This is a genomic window from Sphingobium sp. DC-2 (assembly GCF_000722555.1).
GTDB classification, from domain to species: domain Bacteria; phylum Pseudomonadota; class Alphaproteobacteria; order Sphingomonadales; family Sphingomonadaceae; genus Sphingobium; species Sphingobium quisquiliarum.
In genome coordinates, this window is the sequence record NZ_JNAC01000041.1 from 15,316 (window position 1) to 35,969 (window position 20,654).

General features: G+C 64.9%; 15 protein-coding genes, 1 tRNA gene and 1 pseudogene. 5 read left to right on the top strand and 12 right to left on the bottom strand.

All coding sequences use genetic code 11. The features are described from left to right. Window positions 1-9: 9 nt before the first annotated feature. Complete coding sequence (locus ET21_RS0108455) at window positions 10-1,791, bottom strand: aminopeptidase P family protein (protein ID WP_030539323.1); 1,782 nt, start codon at window positions 1,789-1,791, stop codon at window positions 10-12. A 109-nt stretch (window positions 1,792-1,900) separates the two neighbouring features. Here ET21_RS0108455 and ET21_RS0108460 point away from each other — a divergent pair, with 109 nt between their 5' ends. From ET21_RS0108460 to ET21_RS0108470, 3 genes are all read left to right on the top strand, one after another. Further along, window positions 1,901-3,961 carry a S9 family peptidase gene (locus ET21_RS0108460; RefSeq protein WP_030539324.1) on the top strand — a complete coding sequence of 687 codons (2,061 nt, stop codon included), beginning with the start codon at window positions 1,901-1,903 and terminating at the stop codon, window positions 3,959-3,961. A 69-nt stretch (window positions 3,962-4,030) separates the two neighbouring features. Beyond that, the gene (locus ET21_RS0108465) at window positions 4,031-4,429 is read left to right on the top strand and encodes a thioesterase family protein (protein ID WP_021239839.1); all 399 of its coding nucleotides are present in this window, start codon (window positions 4,031-4,033) and stop codon (window positions 4,427-4,429) included. Between the two features lie 96 nt (window positions 4,430-4,525). After that, the gene (locus ET21_RS0108470) at window positions 4,526-5,149 is read left to right on the top strand and encodes a hypothetical protein (RefSeq protein WP_021239840.1); all 624 of its coding nucleotides are present in this window, start codon (window positions 4,526-4,528) and stop codon (window positions 5,147-5,149) included. A gap of 57 nt (window positions 5,150-5,206) precedes the next feature. Here the strand turns inward: ET21_RS0108470 and ET21_RS0108475 are convergent, their stop codons facing one another. The 7 genes from ET21_RS0108475 to paoA all read right to left on the bottom strand — a co-directional run bounded on the left by ET21_RS0108475 (window position 5,207) and on the right by paoA (window position 12,940). Then, window positions 5,207-5,461, bottom strand: coding sequence for a hypothetical protein (locus ET21_RS0108475; RefSeq protein WP_237751522.1), 255 nt, complete (start codon window positions 5,459-5,461; stop codon window positions 5,207-5,209). 142 nt (window positions 5,462-5,603) lie between these two features. Then, window positions 5,604-5,846 (bottom strand): hypothetical protein, encoded by a 243-nt coding sequence (locus ET21_RS0108480; protein ID WP_030539326.1) that lies wholly within the window; start codon window positions 5,844-5,846, stop codon window positions 5,604-5,606. Between the two features lie 354 nt (window positions 5,847-6,200). Further along, window positions 6,201-6,962, bottom strand: coding sequence for a Crp/Fnr family transcriptional regulator (locus tag ET21_RS0108485; RefSeq protein ID WP_021239843.1), 762 nt, complete (start codon window positions 6,960-6,962; stop codon window positions 6,201-6,203). An 80-nt stretch (window positions 6,963-7,042) separates the two neighbouring features. Next, on the bottom strand, window positions 7,043-9,073 hold the full coding sequence (locus ET21_RS0108490) for a TonB-dependent siderophore receptor (protein WP_030539328.1): 2,031 nt from the start codon (window positions 9,071-9,073) through the stop codon (window positions 7,043-7,045). Between the two features lie 65 nt (window positions 9,074-9,138). Continuing rightward, window positions 9,139-11,355, bottom strand: a complete 2,217-nt coding sequence (gene paoC, locus ET21_RS0108495) for an aldehyde oxidoreductase molybdenum-binding subunit PaoC (RefSeq protein ID WP_030539329.1) — start codon at window positions 11,353-11,355, stop codon at window positions 9,139-9,141. After that, window positions 11,352-12,305: a xanthine dehydrogenase family protein subunit M gene (locus ET21_RS0108500; protein WP_030539330.1), complete on the bottom strand. Its 954-nt coding sequence runs from the start codon at window positions 12,303-12,305 to the stop codon at window positions 11,352-11,354. Before ET21_RS0108500 ends, paoC begins: the two co-directional genes overlap by 4 nt. After that, the gene (gene paoA / locus ET21_RS0108505; protein WP_030539331.1) at window positions 12,302-12,940 is read right to left on the bottom strand and encodes an aldehyde dehydrogenase iron-sulfur subunit PaoA; all 639 of its coding nucleotides are present in this window, start codon (window positions 12,938-12,940) and stop codon (window positions 12,302-12,304) included. The genes ET21_RS0108500 and paoA overlap by 4 nt, the downstream gene beginning before the upstream one ends. Window positions 12,941-13,210: 270 nt before the next feature. Here paoA and ET21_RS0108510 point away from each other — a divergent pair. Together ET21_RS0108510 and ET21_RS27610 are read left to right on the top strand one after the other, a co-directional pair. Continuing rightward, window positions 13,211-13,285 (top strand) — tRNA-Gly (locus tag ET21_RS0108510). Window positions 13,286-13,444: 159 nt separating this feature from the next. Beyond that, a pseudogene (locus ET21_RS27610) lies at window positions 13,445-13,596 on the top strand (IS110 family transposase); the annotation flags it as partial. Window positions 13,597-13,837: 241 nt separating this feature from the next. On the opposite strand, the gene ET21_RS0108515 reads toward ET21_RS27610, so the two are convergent. From ET21_RS0108515 to ET21_RS0108530, 4 genes are read right to left on the bottom strand one after another with little or no spacing between them, the layout of a single operon-like run. Further along, the gene (locus ET21_RS0108515; protein WP_021239586.1) at window positions 13,838-14,962 is read right to left on the bottom strand and encodes an ABC transporter permease; all 1,125 of its coding nucleotides are present in this window, start codon (window positions 14,960-14,962) and stop codon (window positions 13,838-13,840) included. Between the two features lie 3 nt (window positions 14,963-14,965). Next, entirely contained in the window at window positions 14,966-17,722 is a 2,757-nt protein-coding gene (gene rbbA, locus ET21_RS0108520) for a ribosome-associated ATPase/putative transporter RbbA (protein ID WP_030539332.1), read from the bottom strand. Then, entirely contained in the window at window positions 17,719-18,795 is a 1,077-nt protein-coding gene (locus tag ET21_RS0108525; protein WP_030539333.1) for an HlyD family secretion protein, read from the bottom strand. The genes rbbA and ET21_RS0108525 overlap by 4 nt, the downstream gene beginning before the upstream one ends. After that, window positions 18,792-20,219, bottom strand: coding sequence for an efflux transporter outer membrane subunit (locus ET21_RS0108530; protein ID WP_030539334.1), 1,428 nt, complete (start codon window positions 20,217-20,219; stop codon window positions 18,792-18,794). The genes ET21_RS0108525 and ET21_RS0108530 overlap by 4 nt, the downstream gene beginning before the upstream one ends. Between the last annotated feature and the right edge of the window lie 435 nt (window positions 20,220-20,654).

Genomic DNA, 20,654 nt, shown 5'->3' on the forward strand with positions numbered 1-20,654 from the left:
AGCCCGCCCTCAGAGCCGCGCGCATGCCTTCCTTAGCCAATCCAGCGCATCGCCTTCCAGTTGCGGGCCGATCAGGTCCAGCACCTTGGCATGATAGCTGTCGAGCCAGGCGCGCTCCTCGGCCGTGAGCATGTCAACGGTCACCAGATTGCGGTCGATGGGGGCGTAGGTCAGCGTTTCGAAGCCCAGCATCTCCCGCTCCGCGCCCGCAATCTCACGCGGTTCGACCAGCACCAGATTTTCGATGCGGATGCCATATTCGCCGGTCTTGTAATAGCCGGGTTCGTTGGACAGGATCATGCCCGCCTGCAAGGGTTCGTCGCCGCCGCCGAAGGTGGCGATACGCTGCGGCCCTTCATGCACCGACAGGAAGCTGCCGACGCCGTGGCCGGTGCCATGGGCATAGTCCAGACCTTCGGCCCACAGGAACTGGCGCGCCAGAATGTCGAGCTGGCCGCCGCGCGTGCCCTTGGGGAATTGCGCGCGGGCGAGCGCGATATGGCCTTTCAGCACAAGGGTGAAGCGGCGCTTCATCTCCGCGCTGGGCGTGCCGATGGCGATGGTGCGCGTGACGTCGGTGGTCCCGTCCCGATACTGCCCGCCGGAATCGACCAGATAGAGCGAGCCCGGCTCGATGCGGCGATTGGTCGTTTCGTCCACACGATAGTGGACGATCGCGCCATTGGGGCCAGCGCCGCTGATCGTGTCGAAGGACAGGTCCTGAAGCTCGCCCGTGTCGCGCCGGAACGCTTCCAGCCGGGCGGCGGCGGTCAGCTCGTCGGCCGTGCCCTTCGGCCCCTCGACCGCGATCCAGTGCAGGAAGCGGGACAGCGCTGCTCCGTCGCGCAGTTGCGCCGCCTTGTGCCCGGCAATCTCGACCGGGTTCTTGATCGCCTTGGGCAGCACGGCCGGATCGCGCAGCGCCAGCACCTTAGCGCCACCGGCTTCCAGCGCCTCGAATATCGCGGCCACGGAGCGTTCAGGGTCCGCCGCCACCGTCTTTCCTGCAAAGCCCGTCAGAGCGTCTGCAAAGGCGGCGCGGTCATGCACGCGCACCGCATTGCCCAGATGCTGGACCACCGCCTGATCGACCTTTTCCGGCGCGACATAGAGGTCCGCCGTCGCATCGGCATGGACGATCGCATAAGCGAGCGCGACCGGCGTGCGCGCCACGTCCCTGCCCCGGATGTTGAAGGTCCAGGCGATCGAATCCAGCGCCGAAAGCACCACGGCGTCGGCCCGTGACGCCGCCAGCCAGTCCGCCATCGCCTGCCGCTTTTCCGCCGCGCCCTTCCCTGCATAGCGGTCCTCATGCACCACCAGCCGCGCGTTGCCGGGCGCGGGGCGATCGGTCCAGACCGCATCGACCGGGTTGCTGTCCACCGCCACGAGGCTGGCTCCCCGCCCGGCCAGCGCTTCGCCCGCGGCCTTTACCCAGGCGCGCGTGTGCAGCCATGGGTCATAGCCGATCCGCGCGCCTTCGGGCACATGCGCGGCCAGCCAGGCGGCGACGGAGGTCTGCGGCACGCTTTTATATTGCCAGAACGCCTCGTCCACCTGTTCACGCACTTGCAGGGTGTAGCGGCCATCGACGAAGATCGCCGCTTCGTGCGCCAGCACCACGGCGCTGCCTGCCGACCCCTGAAATCCCGTCAGCCATGCGAGCCGCTGGGCATAGGCGCCGACATATTCGCTCATATGCTCGTCAGTCAGCGGCACGACGAAGCCGTCCAGCCTGTCATGCGCCAGTTGCACGCGCAAAGCCTTCAGACGGTCTTCATGGGTGGACATGGAATTTCCCTTGGATCACATCGGCCCCTTGCGCGGGCCCCATCACCGCCAACATAAGCAGGCATGCGCGCTTATGCCAGCGCGTCCGGCCCACGATACAGGACTGTGAATGACCGCTTCCCTTGTTCCCCCTTCCGCCGCCCGCCGCCCTTTCAGCCTGACCCGTCACGGCATCACCGTCGAAGATCCCTGGTCCTGGCTGCGCGATCCCAGCTATCCTGAGGTCAAGGACCCGGACGTGCTCGCCTATCTGGAGGCGGAGAACAGCTTCTTCGAAAGCGCGATGCGGCCGCACAAGGCGCTGACCGACACCCTGTTCGCGGAGATGAAGGGCCGGATCAAGGAAGATGACAGGTCGGTGCCGCAGAAGGACGGCGACTATGTCTATTGGCGCGCGTTCGAGGTCGGGGCGCAATATCGCAAATGGTATCGGCGGCACGTCAATGGCGGCGAGGATCAGCTGATCCTGGACGAACCCGCCCTTGCCGAAGGTCACGAATATTTCCGATTGGGCGCGATGTCGGTCAGCCCGGACGGCCGCTACCTCGCCTACGCCATCGACAATGATGGGTCGGAACGGTTCGAGGCGCGGGTCAAGGACCTGTTCACCGGCGAACTGCTGCCGGAGGTCATTTCCGACACGCTGTCATCCCTGGTCTGGACCAGCGACAGCAGGGGCCTGATCTACGGCATCGCCAATGAAAACTGGCGGACCGACAATGCCCGCCTGCACTGGATCGGGCAGCCGGTAGAGACGGACGTCGAACTGTTCCATGAGGATGATGACGGCTTCCGCGTATCGGTGGGCCTTACCTCGTCGGAAAAGTGGATCGTTATTGCGACCGGCGACCATGTGACGACCGAAGTCTGGCTGCTGCCCGCCGGCAATCCTACGGCCGAACCGCTGCTCGTTTCCGCGCGCAAGCCCGGCCGGGAATATGAGGTCGACGAGCATGACGGCACGCTGTACATCCGCACCAACGACATCCATCCCAACTTCCGGCTGGTGAAGGCGCCGCTCTCAGCACCGGGAGAGTGGGAGGAAGTCATCGCGCCGGACCCGCATTTCTACCTGACCGACTTCACCCTGTTCAAGGGCTTCTACGTCACGGAAGGGCGGCAGGACGGGCTCGACCAGATCGAGCTGCGCGATTACGAGACGCACAGCGCCAAGCGCCTCTCCTTCCCGGAGGCGAGCTATTCCGCGTCGCTGGACGACAATCCCGAATATGACGTGACGAAGCTGCGGATCGGTTATGAATCGATGGTCACGCCCGACACCATCTACGACTATCATCTGGCCACCGGCGAGCTTGAGGTGCTGAAGGTGCAGGAGATTCCTTCAGGCTATGACGCGAGCCGCTACGCGACCGAAAGGCTGATGATCCCGGCACGCGACGGCACGCCCATCCCCGTGTCGATCGTCTATCCCAGGGACCTGCCCCGCGACGGCAGCGCGCCGCTGCACCTTTACGGCTATGGCGCCTACGGCATCGCGATGGAGCCGGGCTTTTCCACCAGCCGCCTGTCGCTGCTGGAGCGCGGCTTCGCCTTTGCGCTGGCGCATATCCGGGGCGGCGACGATCTGGGGCAGCAATGGTATCTGGACGGCAAGCTGGACAAGCGCACCAACACGTTCAACGATTTCGTGGACGTGGCCAAGGGGCTGATCGAACGCGGCTACACGTCGAAGGGGCGGATCAGCATTTCCGGCGGATCGGCGGGCGGGGAGTTGATGGGCGCGGTGATCAATTCCGACCCGGACCTTTGGGGCGCGGTGGTCGCCCATGTGCCCTTCGTCGATGTGCTCAACACCATGCTGGACGCGAGCCTGCCCCTGACGCCGGGCGAATGGCCCGAATGGGGCAATCCGATCGAGGACAAGGCGGCATTCGAAACGATCCTGTCCTACGATCCCTACAGCAATGTGAAGGCGCAGGCCTATCCGCCGCTGATGGTCACGGCCGGGCTCAACGACCCGCGCGTGACCTATTGGGAACCGGCCAAATGGGTGGCGAAGCTGCGCGCGACCAAGACGGACGACAATATCCTGCTGCTGAAAACCAATATGGGCGCGGGCCATGGCGGCAAGTCGGGGCGTTTCGAAAGCCTGCACGAAACGGCGGAGGAATTTGCCTTCATTCTCTGGCAATTAGGGGTGACGCAGTAAGAATCGCCCTCCTCCTTCAAAGGAGGGATGGTTGGGAGAGGGACGAAGCGAGCAACGACAGGAGCCGGCATGTCCTCGACCTACATAACCCGGATCACGGCCGGGCCGGAGCACATTGATATCCTCGGCCATGTGAACAATGCGGTCTGGGTGCAATGGATGGAGCAGGTCGCGACCGAACATTGGACCCGCGACGCGGCGGCCGGGCATGTCGACGCCTATGTCTGGGTCGTCACCCGGCATGAGATCGACTATCGCGGCAATGTGCGGGAGGGCGAGACGGTGACGGCCCGTACCTGGATTCCGCAGGGGCCGCGCGGCGCGCGCTTCGACCGCCACATGGAATTTACCGGCGCGGACGGCAAGGTGAAGGTTGCGGCCAAATCCACCTGGGCGATCATCGACCGGCAGTCGGGCCGCATCCTGCGCGTACCGGCGGAGGTCGCCGCCCCCTTTCTGACCCCCTGACGCTTCCGTCCCACGCCGCGCCTGCCCCGTGCGGCGAGTGGAACCGTGCGGCCCGATGCCACGTTGTCCGGCCCACCAACTACGACAGGAGAGATTATGCCCAAGACCGGCTTCACCATCCGCACCCTCGCTGCTGCCTCGGCGCTGTTCCTGACTGCGGGCCCGGCACTGGCGGGGGACGAGGAACGCGCGCTGGCCGCGATCGCCCAGGCGCAGGGCAAGATCGACGCCGCCGCCAAGCTCAAGGCGAGTGAGATCGATCCCGCCGTGCTTGCCAAGGCTCAGGCATCGCTGCGCCTTGCCCAGGAACGGCTGGAGAGCGGCAAGGAGCAGGACGCCATCAAGGCGGCGATCGAGGCGCAGCAATTTGCTGACACCGCCATCGGCCAGAGCCAGGCGCGCGTCGAAACGGATGCGCAGGTGCAGGCGTCCACCGCAGCAGCAGCCCAGCAGGATGCCGCCGCCGCCAATGCACGCGCGGATGCAGCCGAACGCGCCGCAGCAGCAGCGGCCGCCGATGCCCGTGCCGCCCGCGCGGCCGCAGTGGCCCCGCCCGAACCTGCCGCAACGACCGTGACGACGGAGACCGTGAAGACGGCGCCCGCCACGACGACCCGCAAAACAACGTCCGCGACGCGCAAGGCCGTGCGCAAGACGACATCCGCCCCCGCCCGCGCCACGGTGGTGGAAAAGACCACAACCACGGTCACGAACCGCTGACATCGGGGCAGGCGGCTTCGCACAATGTGCGGAACCGCCTGCGCACGTCGTCAATGCCTAGTGGAAGATTCCCACCGCACCCTCGGCCCAGAGCAGCAGCACGGCAAGGCCAAGCCCTGCCCCGGCCAAGGCGCGATGGCGGCGGTTTGAAAGCAGGCGGGACGCGATTTCATACAGCCCCATCGCCCCGATCAGGAGCAGGGCGGCAACGGCGAAATCGAAAGCTGTCCACTGGACCGCGCCGGTGAACTGCATCGCGACCAGCGGAGCCACCAAAATGGCAGCGATCACGGCCCATAAGATGGTCCGCACGGGGAGCCTGCCCTCAGCTTGTCCTGCCTTTTCCATCTGCATCGATCCCTCGACAATCCCACAGCCATTTTCCCATCACGGGCGCCAAGGGTCAATTGGGAAAGCGATTTGCCTGCCTGTGAACAGGGAAGCCGGCAAGCGCTCAGGCGGCCTTCCGATCGTAGGAACCCAGCGCCATCAGCGCGGCGTTGATCATTTGCCGGTGCGCGTCGCTGCCGCGCGTCACGTCCCACCATTGCTGGCCAGTGACGGAGCCATGGCTTTCCTGCCAGATTTTACTCGCCATCAGGTCGACTTCTTCTTCCGTCGGGCGGCGTTGTTCGGCGAAACACCTTATCAGCAGCTTGTGAAAGGCCTTGCTGTGAACAGGCTGGTCCAGCTTCATCGCATTCTCTCCAGCGCTCATTGTCCCGATATTATTTTGCTATCCAATCCGTCCAGGGCAGCACGCATAGGACCTATAGATCCTACCAAGCTTGTATAGACGGATTTCGGGGTGTAAAAATCTTCCACCTCTTCCAAGCAGAGGCGCGAAGTAATTCCGATATATAGTAATATTCAGATGCGCTTTCCGCGCCATCCAGGCATTTATTCGACATCCTCTCCAGCGATGATTGTTTCCTCATCTGCCATGGCCAAATTTCCATAGGGGAAGATTCGCGTCAAGCCGGATGCTTCCTAATAAATCTCAATATTGTTAATTTCCATTATCTCTCATCGGCCGCTTCCAACCGCCGCCTCACTCCAAGGGTGGAGGCAACCAGCTGAGGTCCTGCGCCAGCGGCCGGACCGGCACCCCGCTCAGCTTGCGGAGCGCGGGCATGTCAAGCAATTCGACCCTGTGTCCGCTGCGCCTGATCAGCCCCCTGTTTTCCAAGGCGCGGAACACCCGGTTCACATGAACGGAGGTCAGGCCCAATATGTCGCCGATATGCTCCTGCGTCAGCGGGTGGTCGAAGGTGCCTTCCATCCGGGGCGTGATCAGCTTCAGGCGGTCATGCAGGTGAAGCAGAAGCAAGGCCAGGCGGCATTCCGCCGATGTGCGGCCGATGGAACAGAGGCGATCCATCAATATCACCCGTTCCTGCTGCGCGCTGAGGAACAGCAGCGCGGCGAGACGCGGCGCGCGGGTGAACAGGCTTCCCAGTGCCGCATGGCTCATGGCGCGCAGCTTGACGGGCGTCAGCGCCGTCAGCGTTTCGGCCGCCCCCGCCAGCGCGATGCTGGGCGAGCCCATCATGTCGCCCGGCAGATGGACCTTCAATATCTGGCGGCTGCCGTCAGGCAGGGTCATGCTGCTCAGCACCCAGCCTTCGACCAGCAGGTAAACGGATTGCGGCCGATCACCCTCCCGCCTGATGGTGCGGTGGCGTTCGACCTGCTGGATCGGCCCGGCCAGGCCGACGAACAGGTCGAACTCGGCTGGCGTGGGGGACAGGAATTCGGATAACCGGGCCCGGGAATAGCCGAGCGGCGGTTGGTCATCGGATAACGCGCGCACGGAGCCTCGGAAAGAAATACCGTCCCGCCCTAGCAGACGCGGCGTGCCCCCTCTTTAAAGTAAGGCAAGAAGATAGATAATTAGCGCGCGACCGTCAGACCAAGCCATAATGTACGTGGCGTTCCAAGGTCGATCGATCCTCCGGCATTACGGGTCACCACCCGTTCGTCCCACAAATTCTCGCCCCGGGCCACGATCGAAATAGCGCGCGTAACGGGAATGCGGGCGAAAGCATCCAGAGTAAGGGCGTGGGGCAGCACGTCCGATTGCAGATCATCTTCATATTGTTTCGACACATAGCGCAGCGTGGCGGAGAGAGCCGCCTGCGGCGCGGGATTCCATGCGACGGTCGCGCTGGCGGCATGGCGCGGGCTTTGAGCGGGCGCGAGGCCGTCGAAATCCTGCCCCGGCGCATGAACCCTGCTGCGGCTGTAGGCATAGGAGGCGGAAAGCTGGAAATCGCCCGCCCGCGCGCTGGCGCTGAGTTCAATGCCCCTGGCGATGATGCGGTCGATATTGCGGCGTTCGCGCACGATGATCATGCGATCGCCGCTGACGCTCGAACTCACCGTCACATTGCCCACCGCATTGTCGAGCCGGTTGTAAAAGGCGGTGGCGGAAAGGGTGACGTCCGGCGCCGGAGTCAGTTCAAACCCCGCCTCGACCCCTTTCAACTTTTCATTTTCGAGAGCCGGATTGGCGCGCGTCGTCACCATCGACGCGGACGAAGCGATGACGAAGGGGCGGTAGAGTTCATTGAGCGTGGGCAGGCGAAAGCCCGTATAGGCCGCCCCGCGCACCGCGAGCGTGCCGCTCACCCGGAAGAGCGCGCCCGCCCGCCCGGAAAACTCCCAGCCCGACCGGTCGGGAAAGCTATCATCCGCTGCCCCCGCGCCCGCCGCGCGGAAGAAGCCGTCATGGATTTTCCAGCGGTCGGCTCGCACGCCGCCGGTCAGGACCAGGTCGCCAATCGTCCAGTCATCCTCGGCGAAAAGGCCCGCCGTCAGCTGCTTGCCCCCGGCATGGCGATGCGCGCTCGCCGCGCCGGTCATCGCATTATAGGCGTCCTCGAACATATCTCCGCTCGCCAGACGGCTGTCGACGCCGATCCGCAGCACATGGGCCGGGCCCACAGGAGGACGCAGTTCGATCTTGCCGCCCAGCCCCGTCGAAGGCGTGTTCCGCTGGTCGAGCGACGTGCGGAAAGGCGGGCTGGAGGAGATGACGATGTTCGAAAAATTGCGCGCTTGCAGATAGGCGAGCGCGTCCACCTGCCATGCCCCGCGCGACACATAGCGGATGCTGGCGTCCTGCCCCTCGCTCATGCTGTCGGCGCCCCGGAAGCGCAGCGTGCGTTCGTCCCGGAACAGCGTCGCGCGGAATTGCAATTCGGACGTGGCCGACAGCGGCGCGACGGCGCGCAGATTGGCGGACCAGCCATCATAGGCGGCTGGCACGGTCGCGGCGGTGCGCTGATCCTCCGGCGTGGTCTGGAAGCCGTCACCGCGATCCCACCGGCCCGACAGGGAGACGAGTCCTCCGCCCAGATCAGGGCTGTAGCTGGCCGACAGTTCCGTAGCGTCCCGGCTGCCGTAGAGGGCGCTGGCGGAGAAGACCGGAAGCTGATCGCGGGTCGCGCTTGCCAGTTCGATGGTGCCAGCGACAGCGCCCGCGCCGAACGCGCCCACCCCGCCGCCGCGCGTCACCCGGACGACAGACAGCCGGTCGGGCACAAGCGCGCTGAAGGGAATATAGCCGAAAAACGGGTCCGCCATGGGCACGCCGTCCAGCAGCACCAGCGTCCGGCTCGACGCATTGCCGCCAAGCGCGCGCAGGGTTGCTCCCTGGGCGGAGGGGTTGGCCGAACGGCTGTCGGACCGCCGGAACTGCTGGAACCCGGCGACGTCGCCCAGCACGCTTTCGATCCGCCCCGACGCGCTGTTCAGCAGCCGGTCGCGGTCGATCACCACCGATCCATAAGCGGGCGTTCCGGGGGGCAATGGCAGACCCGCGCCCGTCACGACGATCCTTGCCGGATCGGGATCGGCCTGCTGGCACAGGGCGGCGGAGGGACAAGCGAGCAGGATGATCGGAAGGGCCAGCGTCTTCATGACAGCGGCCCCTACATCGCCCCCTCGCCTGCGGCAACCATGCCGGCCGCCGGTGTCCGCCCCGGTCAAGCCAAGGCGGAGCCTTCCGCCTGCGCGATCAGCTTGTCGATGGTCAGCGGATAGTCCCTCAGGCGAATGCCCGTCGCGTTGTAGATGGCGTTGGCGATCGCCGCCCCCGCGCCGCAAATGCCCAGCTCTCCCACGCCCTTCGCCTTCATGGGCGAGCTTTTGTCGTCCAGTTCCTCCACGAACAGCACGTCCTGATCGGGGATGTCGGCATGCACCGGCACCAGATATTCCGCCATGTCATGGTTGACGAAGAAGCCGAAGCGCGTGTCGACATGCAGTTCCTCCATCAGCGCCGCGCCCGCGCCCATGGTCATCGCCCCGATCACCTGGCTGCGCGCGGATTTGGGGTTGAGGATGCGCCCGGCGGCGAACGCCCCGCCCATGCGGCGGATGCGGACTTCGGCCGTGTCCATGTCCACCGCGACTTCGCAGAAATGCGCGCCGAAGGTCGCCTGGGCATAGCGTTTGGTGAGGTCGCCAAATTCGATCTTGTCCTCTGCCCACAGACCATCCGGCCCGGCGAGCGCACCCAGCGCCTGCGACTGGTTGCCCATGCGCAGCAGCCCGTCGTCGAACGTCACCTCGTCAGCAGGAAAGCCCGCCTTTTCGGCAAGCTTCGCCCGCAGGGCGACGCACGCGGCATAGACGCCCGCGGTCGAACTGTTCCCGCCGAACTGCCCGCCGGACCCCGACGATACCGGAAAGCGGCTGTCGCCCAGGCGCACGGTCACCGCCTCCAGCGGCACGCCCAGCATTTCCGCCGCTGTCTGGCCGATGATCGTGTAGCTGCCGGTGCCGATGTCGGTCATGTCGGTTTCCACCGTCACATGGCCCTGCGCGTCCACTCCCACGCGCGCGCCCGACGCGACGACCAGATTGTTGCGGAAGGCCGCCGCCATGCCCATGCCCAGCAGCCAGCGCCCCTCGCGCCTTCGCCCCGGTTCCGGTTGCCGCTTGTCCCATCCGAAGCGCGCCGCGCCCTGACGCAGGCATTCGACGAACTTCCGGCTGGAAAAAGGACGTTGCGGTAACGCTTCCGGGTCATATTGCACATCGTTGCGGATGCGCAGTTCGACCGGATCGACCCCGCACGCCTCCGCCAGTTCGTCCATCGCCACTTCCAGCGCCAGCATCCCCACGGCCTCGCCCGGCGCGCGCATGGCATTCGCTTCGGGCAGGTCGAGCGTCGCCAGCCGGTGCGCGGTCCGGCGATGATCGCCGCGATAGAGCAGCCGCGTCTGCTGCGCCGCTGTTTCAGGGCTGCCGCCGGGCAGGTCGCCGGACCAGACCTCATGCGCGATGGCGTCGATCACGCCATCCTTGTCAGCGCCGATGCGGATGCGCTGGATGGTGGCCGACCGGTGAGTGGTATTGTTGGGGATTTGCGGCCGGGCGAGCGCGACCTTGACCGGCCGCCCCACGGCGCGCGCGCCAAGCGCCGCGAGCAGGGCATCGGCGCGCAGGAACAATTTCCCGCCAAAACCGCCACCCACATAAGGGGTGACGAGGCGGATCTTTTCCTTGGGAATCTTGAGCGTCTTCGCCATGTCGCTCACGCCCCAGGCGACCATCTGGTTGGATGTCCACAGCGTCAGCCGGTCGCCATTCCAGGCGGCGATGGTGGCATGGGGCTCCATCATCGCATGGCTCTGGTCCGGCGTGGTATAGCTCTGGTCGATCTTCACCGCTGCCTGTGCGAAGGCTGAATCGAAGTCACCGGCGCTCGTATCGGCGGAGCCGCCGAAGCCCGCCCTGGGCACGGCGGCCTTGTCCCGCTCCGCCGCCAGATCGAACCGCCCCTGTTCGGGCGCATAATCGATCCGCAGCAGCCGGGCCGCGTCGCGCGCATTTTCCAGCGTGTCTGCAATCACCAGCGCCACCGCCTGATCATAATGTTCGATCGCCGGGCCGCCCAGCAGATGGGCGGTGTTCATGTCGCCCTTGCCCAAAGGCCCCGCATTCTGATGCGTGACGATGCCAAGGACGCCGGGCGCTGCTTCGGCCGCCCTCAGGTCCATGGCGGCGATGCGTCCCTTGCCGATTGCCGATCCGACGATCCAGCCATAAGCGGCGTTGGGCGCGGCGTCATGGCGTTCATAGGCGTAGGGCGCGGTGCCCGTCACCTTGGCCGCGCCTTCGATACGGTCATGCGCGATGCCCACGACCCGGCCGCGATCGATGGGATTGGCGGTTGCTGGCGTGTCGAACTTCATGCCCGCGCCTCCTGACGGAAAATGGATGCAAGCGTTCGCGCGGTCAGCCCTTGCTTGAAGGCGTTCTGCGCCGTCGGCCGCGCTCCGGCCAGCGCGGCCTCGGCCACGGCCGATGGTCCTGCGGGGGCAGCGGCATCGGCGGCCTCGACCCGCCAAGGCCCGGGCGCGATGCCGCCAAAGGCAAAGCGCCCGCCGCCGTCCTTGCCCAGGATGGCCGCCACCGACACCAGCGCGAAGGCATAGGAGGAACGATCGCGAACCTTGCGATAAACATGCGTGCCGCCCACCGGCCTGGGCAAGGTGACGGCGGTGATGAGTTCACCGGGCTTTAGCGCATGTTCTACATGGGGCGTATCGCCCGGCAGCTTGTGAAAATCAGCGATCGGAATGGACCGGCGCGCGCCATCCGCCGCGATCGTTTCGACCTGAGCATCCAGCAGGCGCATCGCCACGGCCATATCAGACGGATGCTGCGCGATGCAGGCTTCGCTGGTGCCGATAATGGCAAGACCACGGTTGATGCCCTTCATCGCCGAGCAGCCGCTCCCCGGCTTCCGCTTGTTGCAGGGCATGCGCGTGTCGTAAAAATAGGGGCAGCGGGTGCGCTGGAGCAGGTTGCCTGCGGTCGTAGCCTTGTTGCGCAACTGCCCCGACGCGCCCGCCAGCAGCGCACGGCTCAACACCGCATAATCGCGCCGCACCCTCTTGTCGGCGGCGAGATCGCTGTTGCGCACCAGCGCGCCGATGCGAAGGCCGCCCTCCTGCGTCCCCTCGATCCTGTCGAGGCCGATATGGTTGACGTCGATCAGGTGCGTGGGCGTTTCGATCTGCAATTTCATCAGGTCGAGCAGGTTCGTGCCGCCCGCGATGAAGCGCGCGCCCTGCGTGCTGGCGGCTGCTTGCGCCGCTTCCTCCACGCTTGCCGCGCGGCTGTAGGTGAAGGGCTTCATGCCTTGCCCTTCCCGGCCGCGTCGCGGATCGCAGCAATGATGTTGGGATAGGCGGCGCACCGGCAGATATTGCCGCTCATCCGCTCGCGCAGTTCGGCGTCCGAAAATTCGACCTTGTCCAGGTCCTGGGTGACATGGCTGGGGACGCCCGCCGCGATCTCGTCCAGCATCGCCACGGCCGAACAGATCTGCCCAGGGGTGCAGTAACCGCATTGAAAGCCGTCATGGGTGATGAAGGCCTGTTGGATCGGGTGCAGCTTTTCCGGCGTGCCGATCCCTTCGATGGTCGTCACATGATCGCCCTCATGCATGACCGCCAGCGTCAGGCAGCTGTTGATCCGGCGGCCTTCGACGATGACCGTGCAGGCCCCGCACTGCCCATGGTCGCAGCCCTTTTTGGTGCCGGTCAGGTGCAGATGTTCCCGCAAGGCGTCCAGCAAGCTGGTGCGCGGGTCGAGTTGAAGATGCACTTCCCGGCCGTTCACGGTGAGTTCGACGGCGTTCATGCCTGCTCCTTCGCTTGATCGCGGCATATTGGGTGACGCACCATGCGCCGTGCCCATCGCAGGGAAAGCAACCGCCACAGCGCCGCTGCCCCGCAGCAGCCCCCGGCGGGTCAGGTGACCGGATGACATATTCTCTTCCTCCTGCACGCCTCAGGCCATTACGAAGCAAGGCCCCGGATGATCCCGTTCGCGCGAATAATTAGGTGCGCTGCCCGCATTCTAGCAGGCAGTCATGATCCGCCAAGCTCTCGAAGGCGGTCCATGCAGCGGCAAACCGTTTCCCAGGAAATTTTGCCCAGAAAATTTGCGCTGCCTCCAATTCTCCCCTTGCCCAGGCGCAGAACCGCTGCTAGTTGCCCGCCTCACCCGCCGAGAGGGACACATCCTCCGGCCGCCAGAGCGGGCGTAGCTCAGGGGTAGAGCACAACCTTGCCAAGGTTGGGGTCGAGGGTTCGAATCCCTTCGCCCGCTCCAGATTTTCAATTGCTTAGATATGCTTTTCGTCAGCAAGCATTTGATACCCTACTACATCTCCATTTGTTGGCTTTCTGACGCGCATCGCCGATAAAAAGCCGCGTAAGTTCGGCGGCGCGCATGCGCACGCTGTGTCAATCCTGAACCGGCAACTCGGCAGAGAGCTCCCTACGTGACCGGGGCGTCAAGCTACCCGAGCGGATAGGCTTCAAACGCACGGCCTTAGCCGTGGCTCGGAAGCTCACCGTTGTCATGCCGCCATGCTGAAATCGGGCGAATTCTTCGATAGGAACGCAAGCGCTCCGGCGTAGCAACGCGACCAGCAAGCAACTGGCCAGCGAATTCGTCCCTGCTGCGATATGGGCTGAACCATCCCGCTTGACGGAATGCACCGGATTCCACCGAGCGCGCCGCCCGCATAGGGAGGTTCCGTCCTACGAAGACCGACCGTGCGACGGCCCATACCGACAGCGAAGACGACCCTGAACCCGGCATACGGTCAGTACAAAATCTGCTCACATGAACCGCGCGATTAGACGACCCCGTGAAAACTCATGCCATGGTTCCGATCGTGCGACGGAACCGCAACAGTGCCACGGCGAAAAACGCCGCGCCGATCACCGCAATTGCGAAAAACTGCGGCCATACAACGTCAAGACCGGCGCCCCGATACAGGATCGCCTGCCCCATCTTCACAAAGTGGGTCGTCGGCGCGGCGAGCATGATCGTCTGGACGAAATCCGGCATGCTCTCGCGCGGGGTCATGCCGCCCGACAGCATCTGGAGCGGCATCAGCACCAGCATCAGGAGCAGGCCGAACTGGGGCATCGACCGCGCGGCGGTGCCCATGAAGATGCCGATCGATGTCGTCGCGAACAAATGGAGGCAGGCTCCCCCAAGGAACAGCGCGACCGAGCCTTCGATGGGCACATGCAGCAGGCCCCGGACAATGAATGTCAGCGAGAAAGCGCAGGCCGCCAGCACCACCAGCCCCATCGCCCAGACCTTGCTCGCCATGATTTCGAAAGGCGTCACCGGCATGACCAGAAGATGCTCGATCGTGCCGTGCTCGCGCTCGCGGATCAGTGCCGCTCCGGTCAACACGATCGACAGCATGGTGACGTTGTTGATGATCTCCATCAGCGAGCCGAACCAGCTTTGCGCAAGTGTCGGATTGAAGCGCGCGCGCAGGGCTAGGTCGACGGGCAGGGGCGCGGTGGCGCGCGTCCCGGCCATGAATTCGGACACCTCGCCCTGGACGATCTGCTGGATATAGCCGCCGCCGGTGAACGCCTGGCTCATCCGCGTCGCATCGATGTTGAGTTGAACGCTGGGCCGGCGGCCCGCCAGCACGTCCCGCTGGAAATCGGGTGGAATATCGAGTGCGAAGGTGAAGCGCCCGGCGTCCATGCCCTTGTCGACCTCGCTCAACCCCACCAGCGAGGGCTGGCTGAAGTGCGGCGGGTAGAAGGCGCTGGTGATCCGGTTCGACAGCGGCGACTGATCCTCGTCGACGATCGCGATCGGGGCTTTGTTCAGCGTTTCCGGCATGCCGGTGGCCGAGATGTAGATGTTGAACGTGAAGGTGAACAGGATCAGGAACAGCATCATCGGATCGCGCAGCAGGCTGCGCAGTTCCTTGATGCCGAGCCGGTAGATATTGGCGGCGTGCTCCACGGCCTAGCTCTCCTGCTTGCGCAGCAGGGCCGCGCAGACGAGCATGATGGCCGGATAGGAAATCGCCAGTGCGGCCAGTTCGCCGCTCAGATCGGCGAAGCCCAGTCCCTTGGAGAAAACCCCCCGGCAGATGGTGACGAACTGGGTCGTGGGGAAGATCGTGCCGATGATCCGGCCCGCACCCTCCAGCGAGGAGATGGGATTGATGAGCCCGGAAAACTGGATCGCTGGCAGGATCGTGCCGACAGCGGTTGCGAACAGCGCGGCGATCTGGCTGCGCATGAAGGTGGAGAACAGAAGCCCCATCGCTGTCGCCGACAGAATATACAGGAATGCGCCCGCGGTCATCGTGGCGAGGTTGCCGGTGATCGGCACGCGGAACATCACGATCGCCATGAGAACCAGGAGGACATAGTTCAGCATGGCGAGGGCCACATAGGGAAGTTGCTTGCCGAGAAGGAATTCCAGCCGGCTGATCGGCGTCACATAGAAATTGATGATCGACCCCAGTTCCTTTTCCCGAACGACGCTGAGCGCGGTCAGGATCGCGGGGAACAGGAGCAACAGGATCGGGATCACCGCCGGCGCGATCGCGACAAGGCTTCGCACGTCGGGATTGTAGCGGTAGCGCAGTTCGACATCGACCAGACCCGACGCCGGACGCTCACCAAGTTCCTGAACCGCAAGGTCGCTGAGCCACTGCCCGTGCATGGCCTGAAGATAGCCCTGCACCGTCTCGGCCCGCTGCGGCATCGCGCCGTCCATCCATACGCCGATCTCGGACGGGATGCCGCGCCGCACGTCGCGCGCGAAATTGGGCGGAATCTCGATCGCGACGCTCAGTTCCCCCGACCGCATCCGCTTGTCCAGCTGGGCATAGTCGGTGATCTCCCGCCGCTCGACGAAATAGCGGGAGCCGGCGAGGTTCAGGGCATAGTTCCGGCTAATCGTGGTGTCGTCACGGTCGAGGACGGCGAACGGCAGGTTCTCGACATCCATGCTGATCCCATAGCCCATGATGAACATGAGGATGACGCTGCCCAGCAGGGCCAGGGTCGCGCGGATCGGGTCGCGCTGTAATTCCAGGGCCTCGCGCCTGGCATAGCTCATCATGCGTCGCTGGCTGAACCAGCCGGACAGGCTGTCGTGCGCCGGCGCGTTGCCGTCCGTGATTCCCGACTTGCTGTCTGTCACGGAGGCTGGGCGGCTATCTGCATCGCCGGTCGCCTCTTTGAGGCAATCGATAAACGCGTCTTCGAGGCTGGCGCTGCCGCGCTGCGCGACAATGGCGTCGGGCGTGTCGGAAACCAGAACCTTGCCGGCGTGCATCAGCGAAATCCGGTCGCACCGCTCGGCCTCGTTCATGAAGTGCGTGGAGATGAAGATCGTCACCCTGTCCTTGCGCGACAGGTCGATCATCATCTGCCAGAACTGATCGCGCGCGATCGGATCGACGCCAGAGGTCGGCTCGTCCAGGATCAGCATCTCGGGCTTGTGGATCATCGCCACCGCAAGGCTGAGGCGCTGGCGCTGTCCGAGCGGCAATGCATCGGGCAATGCGTCCATGATCCCGGCAAGATCGAAACGCGCCTCCATCTCCGCGACCCGCGCGGGAATGTCCGCCTCAGGCACATGGAAAAGCTGCGCGTGTAGTTCGAGATTCTGCCGGACGGTCAGTTCGGAATAGAGCGAAAACGCCTGGCTCATATATCCGACGCGTCGACGCGTCGCCATATCGTCATTCTCGACCGGGCGCCCGAACAGCCATGCCTGACCTTCGCTGGCCTGCAACAGGCCGGTCAGCATCTTCATCGTCGTCGATTTGCCACACCCGTTGGACCCGAGAAATCCAAAGATCTCACCGCGTTCGATGCGGAAATCGACATGATCGACGGCGGTGAAGTCGCCGAACCGCATGGTGAGGCCCTTTGCCTCGATGGCGATCTCGGCCGCTTCCTCCTGCCCGCGCGGGGGAATGGTGACGGCCCGGTGCCCCTTGCGGCGTTCGTCGGGCAATAGCGCGATGAACGCGCGTTCCAGCGTCGTTTCGCCAGTACGTGCGTAGAAGTCGGCGGGACTGCCAGTGGCAAGTATCTTGCCCGCGTCCATCGCGACCAGCCAGTCGAAACGGGCGGCCTCCTCCATATAAGCGGTGGCGACAAGCACGCTCATGTCGGGTCGATCGGCCCGGATCGCGTCGATGAGATCCCAGAACTGGGCGCGTGACAACGGATCGACACCGGTTGTCGGTTCGTCCAGCAGCAGGAAATCGGGATCGTGGATCAGCGCGCAGCACAGGCCCAGCTTCTGCTTCATCCCGCCCGACAACTTGCCCGCCGGGCGTTTTCGGAATGGGGAGAGGCCCGTGCTGCGGGTCAGCCGGGTGATCCGGCGCTCCCGCTCGGCGGCGTCCTGGCCGAACAGCCGGCCGAAAAACTCCAGATTCTCGTCGATGGAGAGTGTCGGATAGAGGTTCTTACCCAATCCCTGCGGCATATAGGCGATGCGGGGGCAGACCGCTTCGCGATGCGCCGCATCGGCCATGTCGCCGCCCAGCACCTCGACATGGCCCTCATGGATATGACGCGCGCCCGCGATCAGCGAGAACAGGCTCGATTTGCCCACGCCGTCCGGCCCGATCAGGGCAACCATCCGCCCGGCCGGTATGTCGAGGTCTATGCCGTCGAGCGCGATACTCTTGCCATAGCGGAGGCCGACACCCGACAGCCTGACGACCGGCTGAGGCGCTTCGCTGCTCATCGTGGCACGTTGACGGCCAGGTTGGCAGGCCAGTCGGTGCCGGGATCGATGCGGATATAGGCCATGCCCGGAAGGCCGGTCTTCACATGCGAGATATATTTTTGCAGCAGCGCCCGGTCGATACGCGCCTTCACGCGGAACATCAGCTTCTGCCGTTCGCTCGCGGTCTCCACCGTCTTGGGTGTGAATTGGGCGACATCGGCAACGAAACTGACTTTGGCGGGCACGACGTAGCCGGGCGCGGCGTCAAGGACGATGCGCACATCGTCGCCCAGCGCCACCTTGCCCGCCACAGTTTCAGGCAGAAAAAAGGTCATGTAGACATCACCCAGATCGACGAGGTTGAGGACCCGGCCGCCACCAGCCACGACCTCGCCCGGCTGCGCCATCCGATACTGGACGCGGCCTGCCCTGGGCGCCTTGAGATCACTGTCCCGGACGTCGGCCTCGATCCGCTGGATGGTAGCGCGTACCGCATCGACCTGAGAGCGCGCGCCGATTACCTGATTGCGCGCCGTGGTGATCGCGGCATCGACGGCGGCAAGCTGCGCGCGCGCAGCCTCGACCGCGGCGGCGGCGCCCTCGACCTGCGCCTCATCGTCGTCGCGTTCCTGCACTGCGGTCGCGCCTTCCCGCGCCAGGGTGGTTGAACGAGTGAGGCGCTTGCGCGCGGCGTTGAGTTCCGCTTCGCGCTGCCGCACGGCGGCCTGTGCGGCGGCGCGGTTGCTCTGCTGCTGGGCGACCTGGCTCTCGGCGATCTGGATACCATTCAACGCTTGCGCGAGTTGGGCCTCGGCTTCGGCCTTTTGCGCGACGAGCGTATCCGTATCCATATGGGCGACGACCTGCCCGGCCCTCACGAATGCCCCTTCGTCGACCAATATGTCGCGAATGCGTCCCGGCGACTTTGCCGAGACATCAATCTCGACACCTTCCACGCGGCCGTTGCCGCCGATGATCCCCGGCGGCAGACTGGCGGGTTTGAGGACTTGCCAGAGGCCGAAGCCCGCGACGATGACCACAGCCGCTATCAGGCCGCGAACGATCCAGCGCTTGCGGGATATTGCTGTCATTTCTGGTCGGCTCCGGTCGGCTGAGTGTTGGGCGAATTGTTGAAGGGCGGCGCACCGGCAAAGCCGCCGCCCAGAGCCGCATAAAGCGCGACCGCGCTTGCCAGATGGGCGCGGCGCAGCTGCACCAGCGTCTGTTCGGTGTCGAAGAGACCGCGTTGCGCGTCCAGCACCTCCAGATAGGCGGAACGGCCATTTTCGAATCGAAGCTGCGCGAGCCGCCCGCGCTCGCGGGCCGCGCGCAGCATGGTCCGGGTGGTGGCGATCTGAAGGCCGAGCTGACGCCGCCGGACCAGCGCATCCGACACGTCTCGAAAGGCGGCCTGCACGGCCTGCTCATATTCGGCGACCGCGCGCACCTGTCGCGCCTTGGCGACGTCCAGATTGCCCTTGAGGCGGCCCGCATTGAAAATCGGCAAGGTGATCGCAGGGCTGAAGCTCCACGACCGGCTCCCGCTCGCGAACAGCCCATCGAGATCGGTGCTGGTCGAACCGAAGGCCCCGGTCAGACGGATGTTGGGGAAAAAGGCCGCGCGTGCCGCGCCGATATCCGCATTGGCGGCGTGCAGCGCATACTCTGCTGCAACAATATCCGGCCGGTTCACCAGTAGATCGGAGGGTAAACCGGGCGGCAAATCCACGTCCGGCACGGCGTCCGCGAGGCGCCGCGGTCCGGGCGCGATCTCCACAGGCCCGCCGATCAGCAGCTGGAGCGCGTTGAGATTGACCTGCCGATCCTGATCCAGCCCCTGAAGAACGGCCTGCGCCTGCGCCAGCAGGATCTCGGCCTGCGCCAGGTCCAGCCTGCTGCCCGAGCCGACCTCATAGCGGCGGCGCAGGATGCGCAACGACTCCTCGCGGGTGGCGATCGTCTGCCGCGCGAGTACCCCGCGCTCCTCATATTCGCGCTCGAGCAGATAGCCGTTGGCCACCTGCGCGACGAGATCGGTCGCGACGGCGCGGCGGGATTCCTCGGTCGCGAGATACCGGTCGCGGGCGGCATCGCCGAGGCTGCGCAAACGGCCCCAGAAGTCGATCTCCCACTGCGCGCTGAGTTGCGCCGTGACCTGCTTGATATCATAGCTCTGCGCGCCCGCGCCTGGCAGGTTCAGCAGCGAACGTCCCCGGTTGCCGGACAGCCCCGCGTCGAGTTCGGGGTAGAGCGGCGCGCCTTCGATACGCCAGGCGGCGCGCGCTTCGGCGACGCGGGCGGCGGCGATGCGGATATCGCGATTATTGGCGAGCGCCGCCTCGATCAGGCGGCGAAGCTCCTCGTCCCGAAAGAAATCGCGCCATCCGGTCCGCGCGATCGACGATGCATCGGCGCCGGGGTCGGCAACGAAGTGCTCCGGCACCGGTTGCGCTGGCCGAACATGCGATGGGGCGAAAGAGCAGCCGCTCGACGCGAGCAACGCAGACAGGAACATCCATCGTCGTGGCAACACGAAATCATTCCCTTTTTCTAATTGCCGCGAGACCGCATTGATGCGTCGAAGGCAGATGGCCTGTGATCTTTTCTGTTTTTCGCGTTTCGCTCACTCTTCAGAACCGTGATGCTGCGCGACACGGCAGGCCGCCTCCGGCCGGATTCCTTTTGTTATGACGCCGATCCCCGTTCCGCCGGGGAAGCACCCAGCCACTTCGTCGTTCCCATGAGAGGTCGAGGCGACAGAATATCCGGCGTCGAGGAAACCGGCGCGCGATCCCACACGTTTCTCCGGCGACAATGCGATGCCCATGGGAAGTCATCCGATAGCAACTGGAACAGGCTCATGCCTTCGCTCCGGCGTCCTCTTCCGGCTATACGTATCTTTACCGATGGTATCGTATTGTGCCGATGTGACCCTTTCAAGAACGAAATG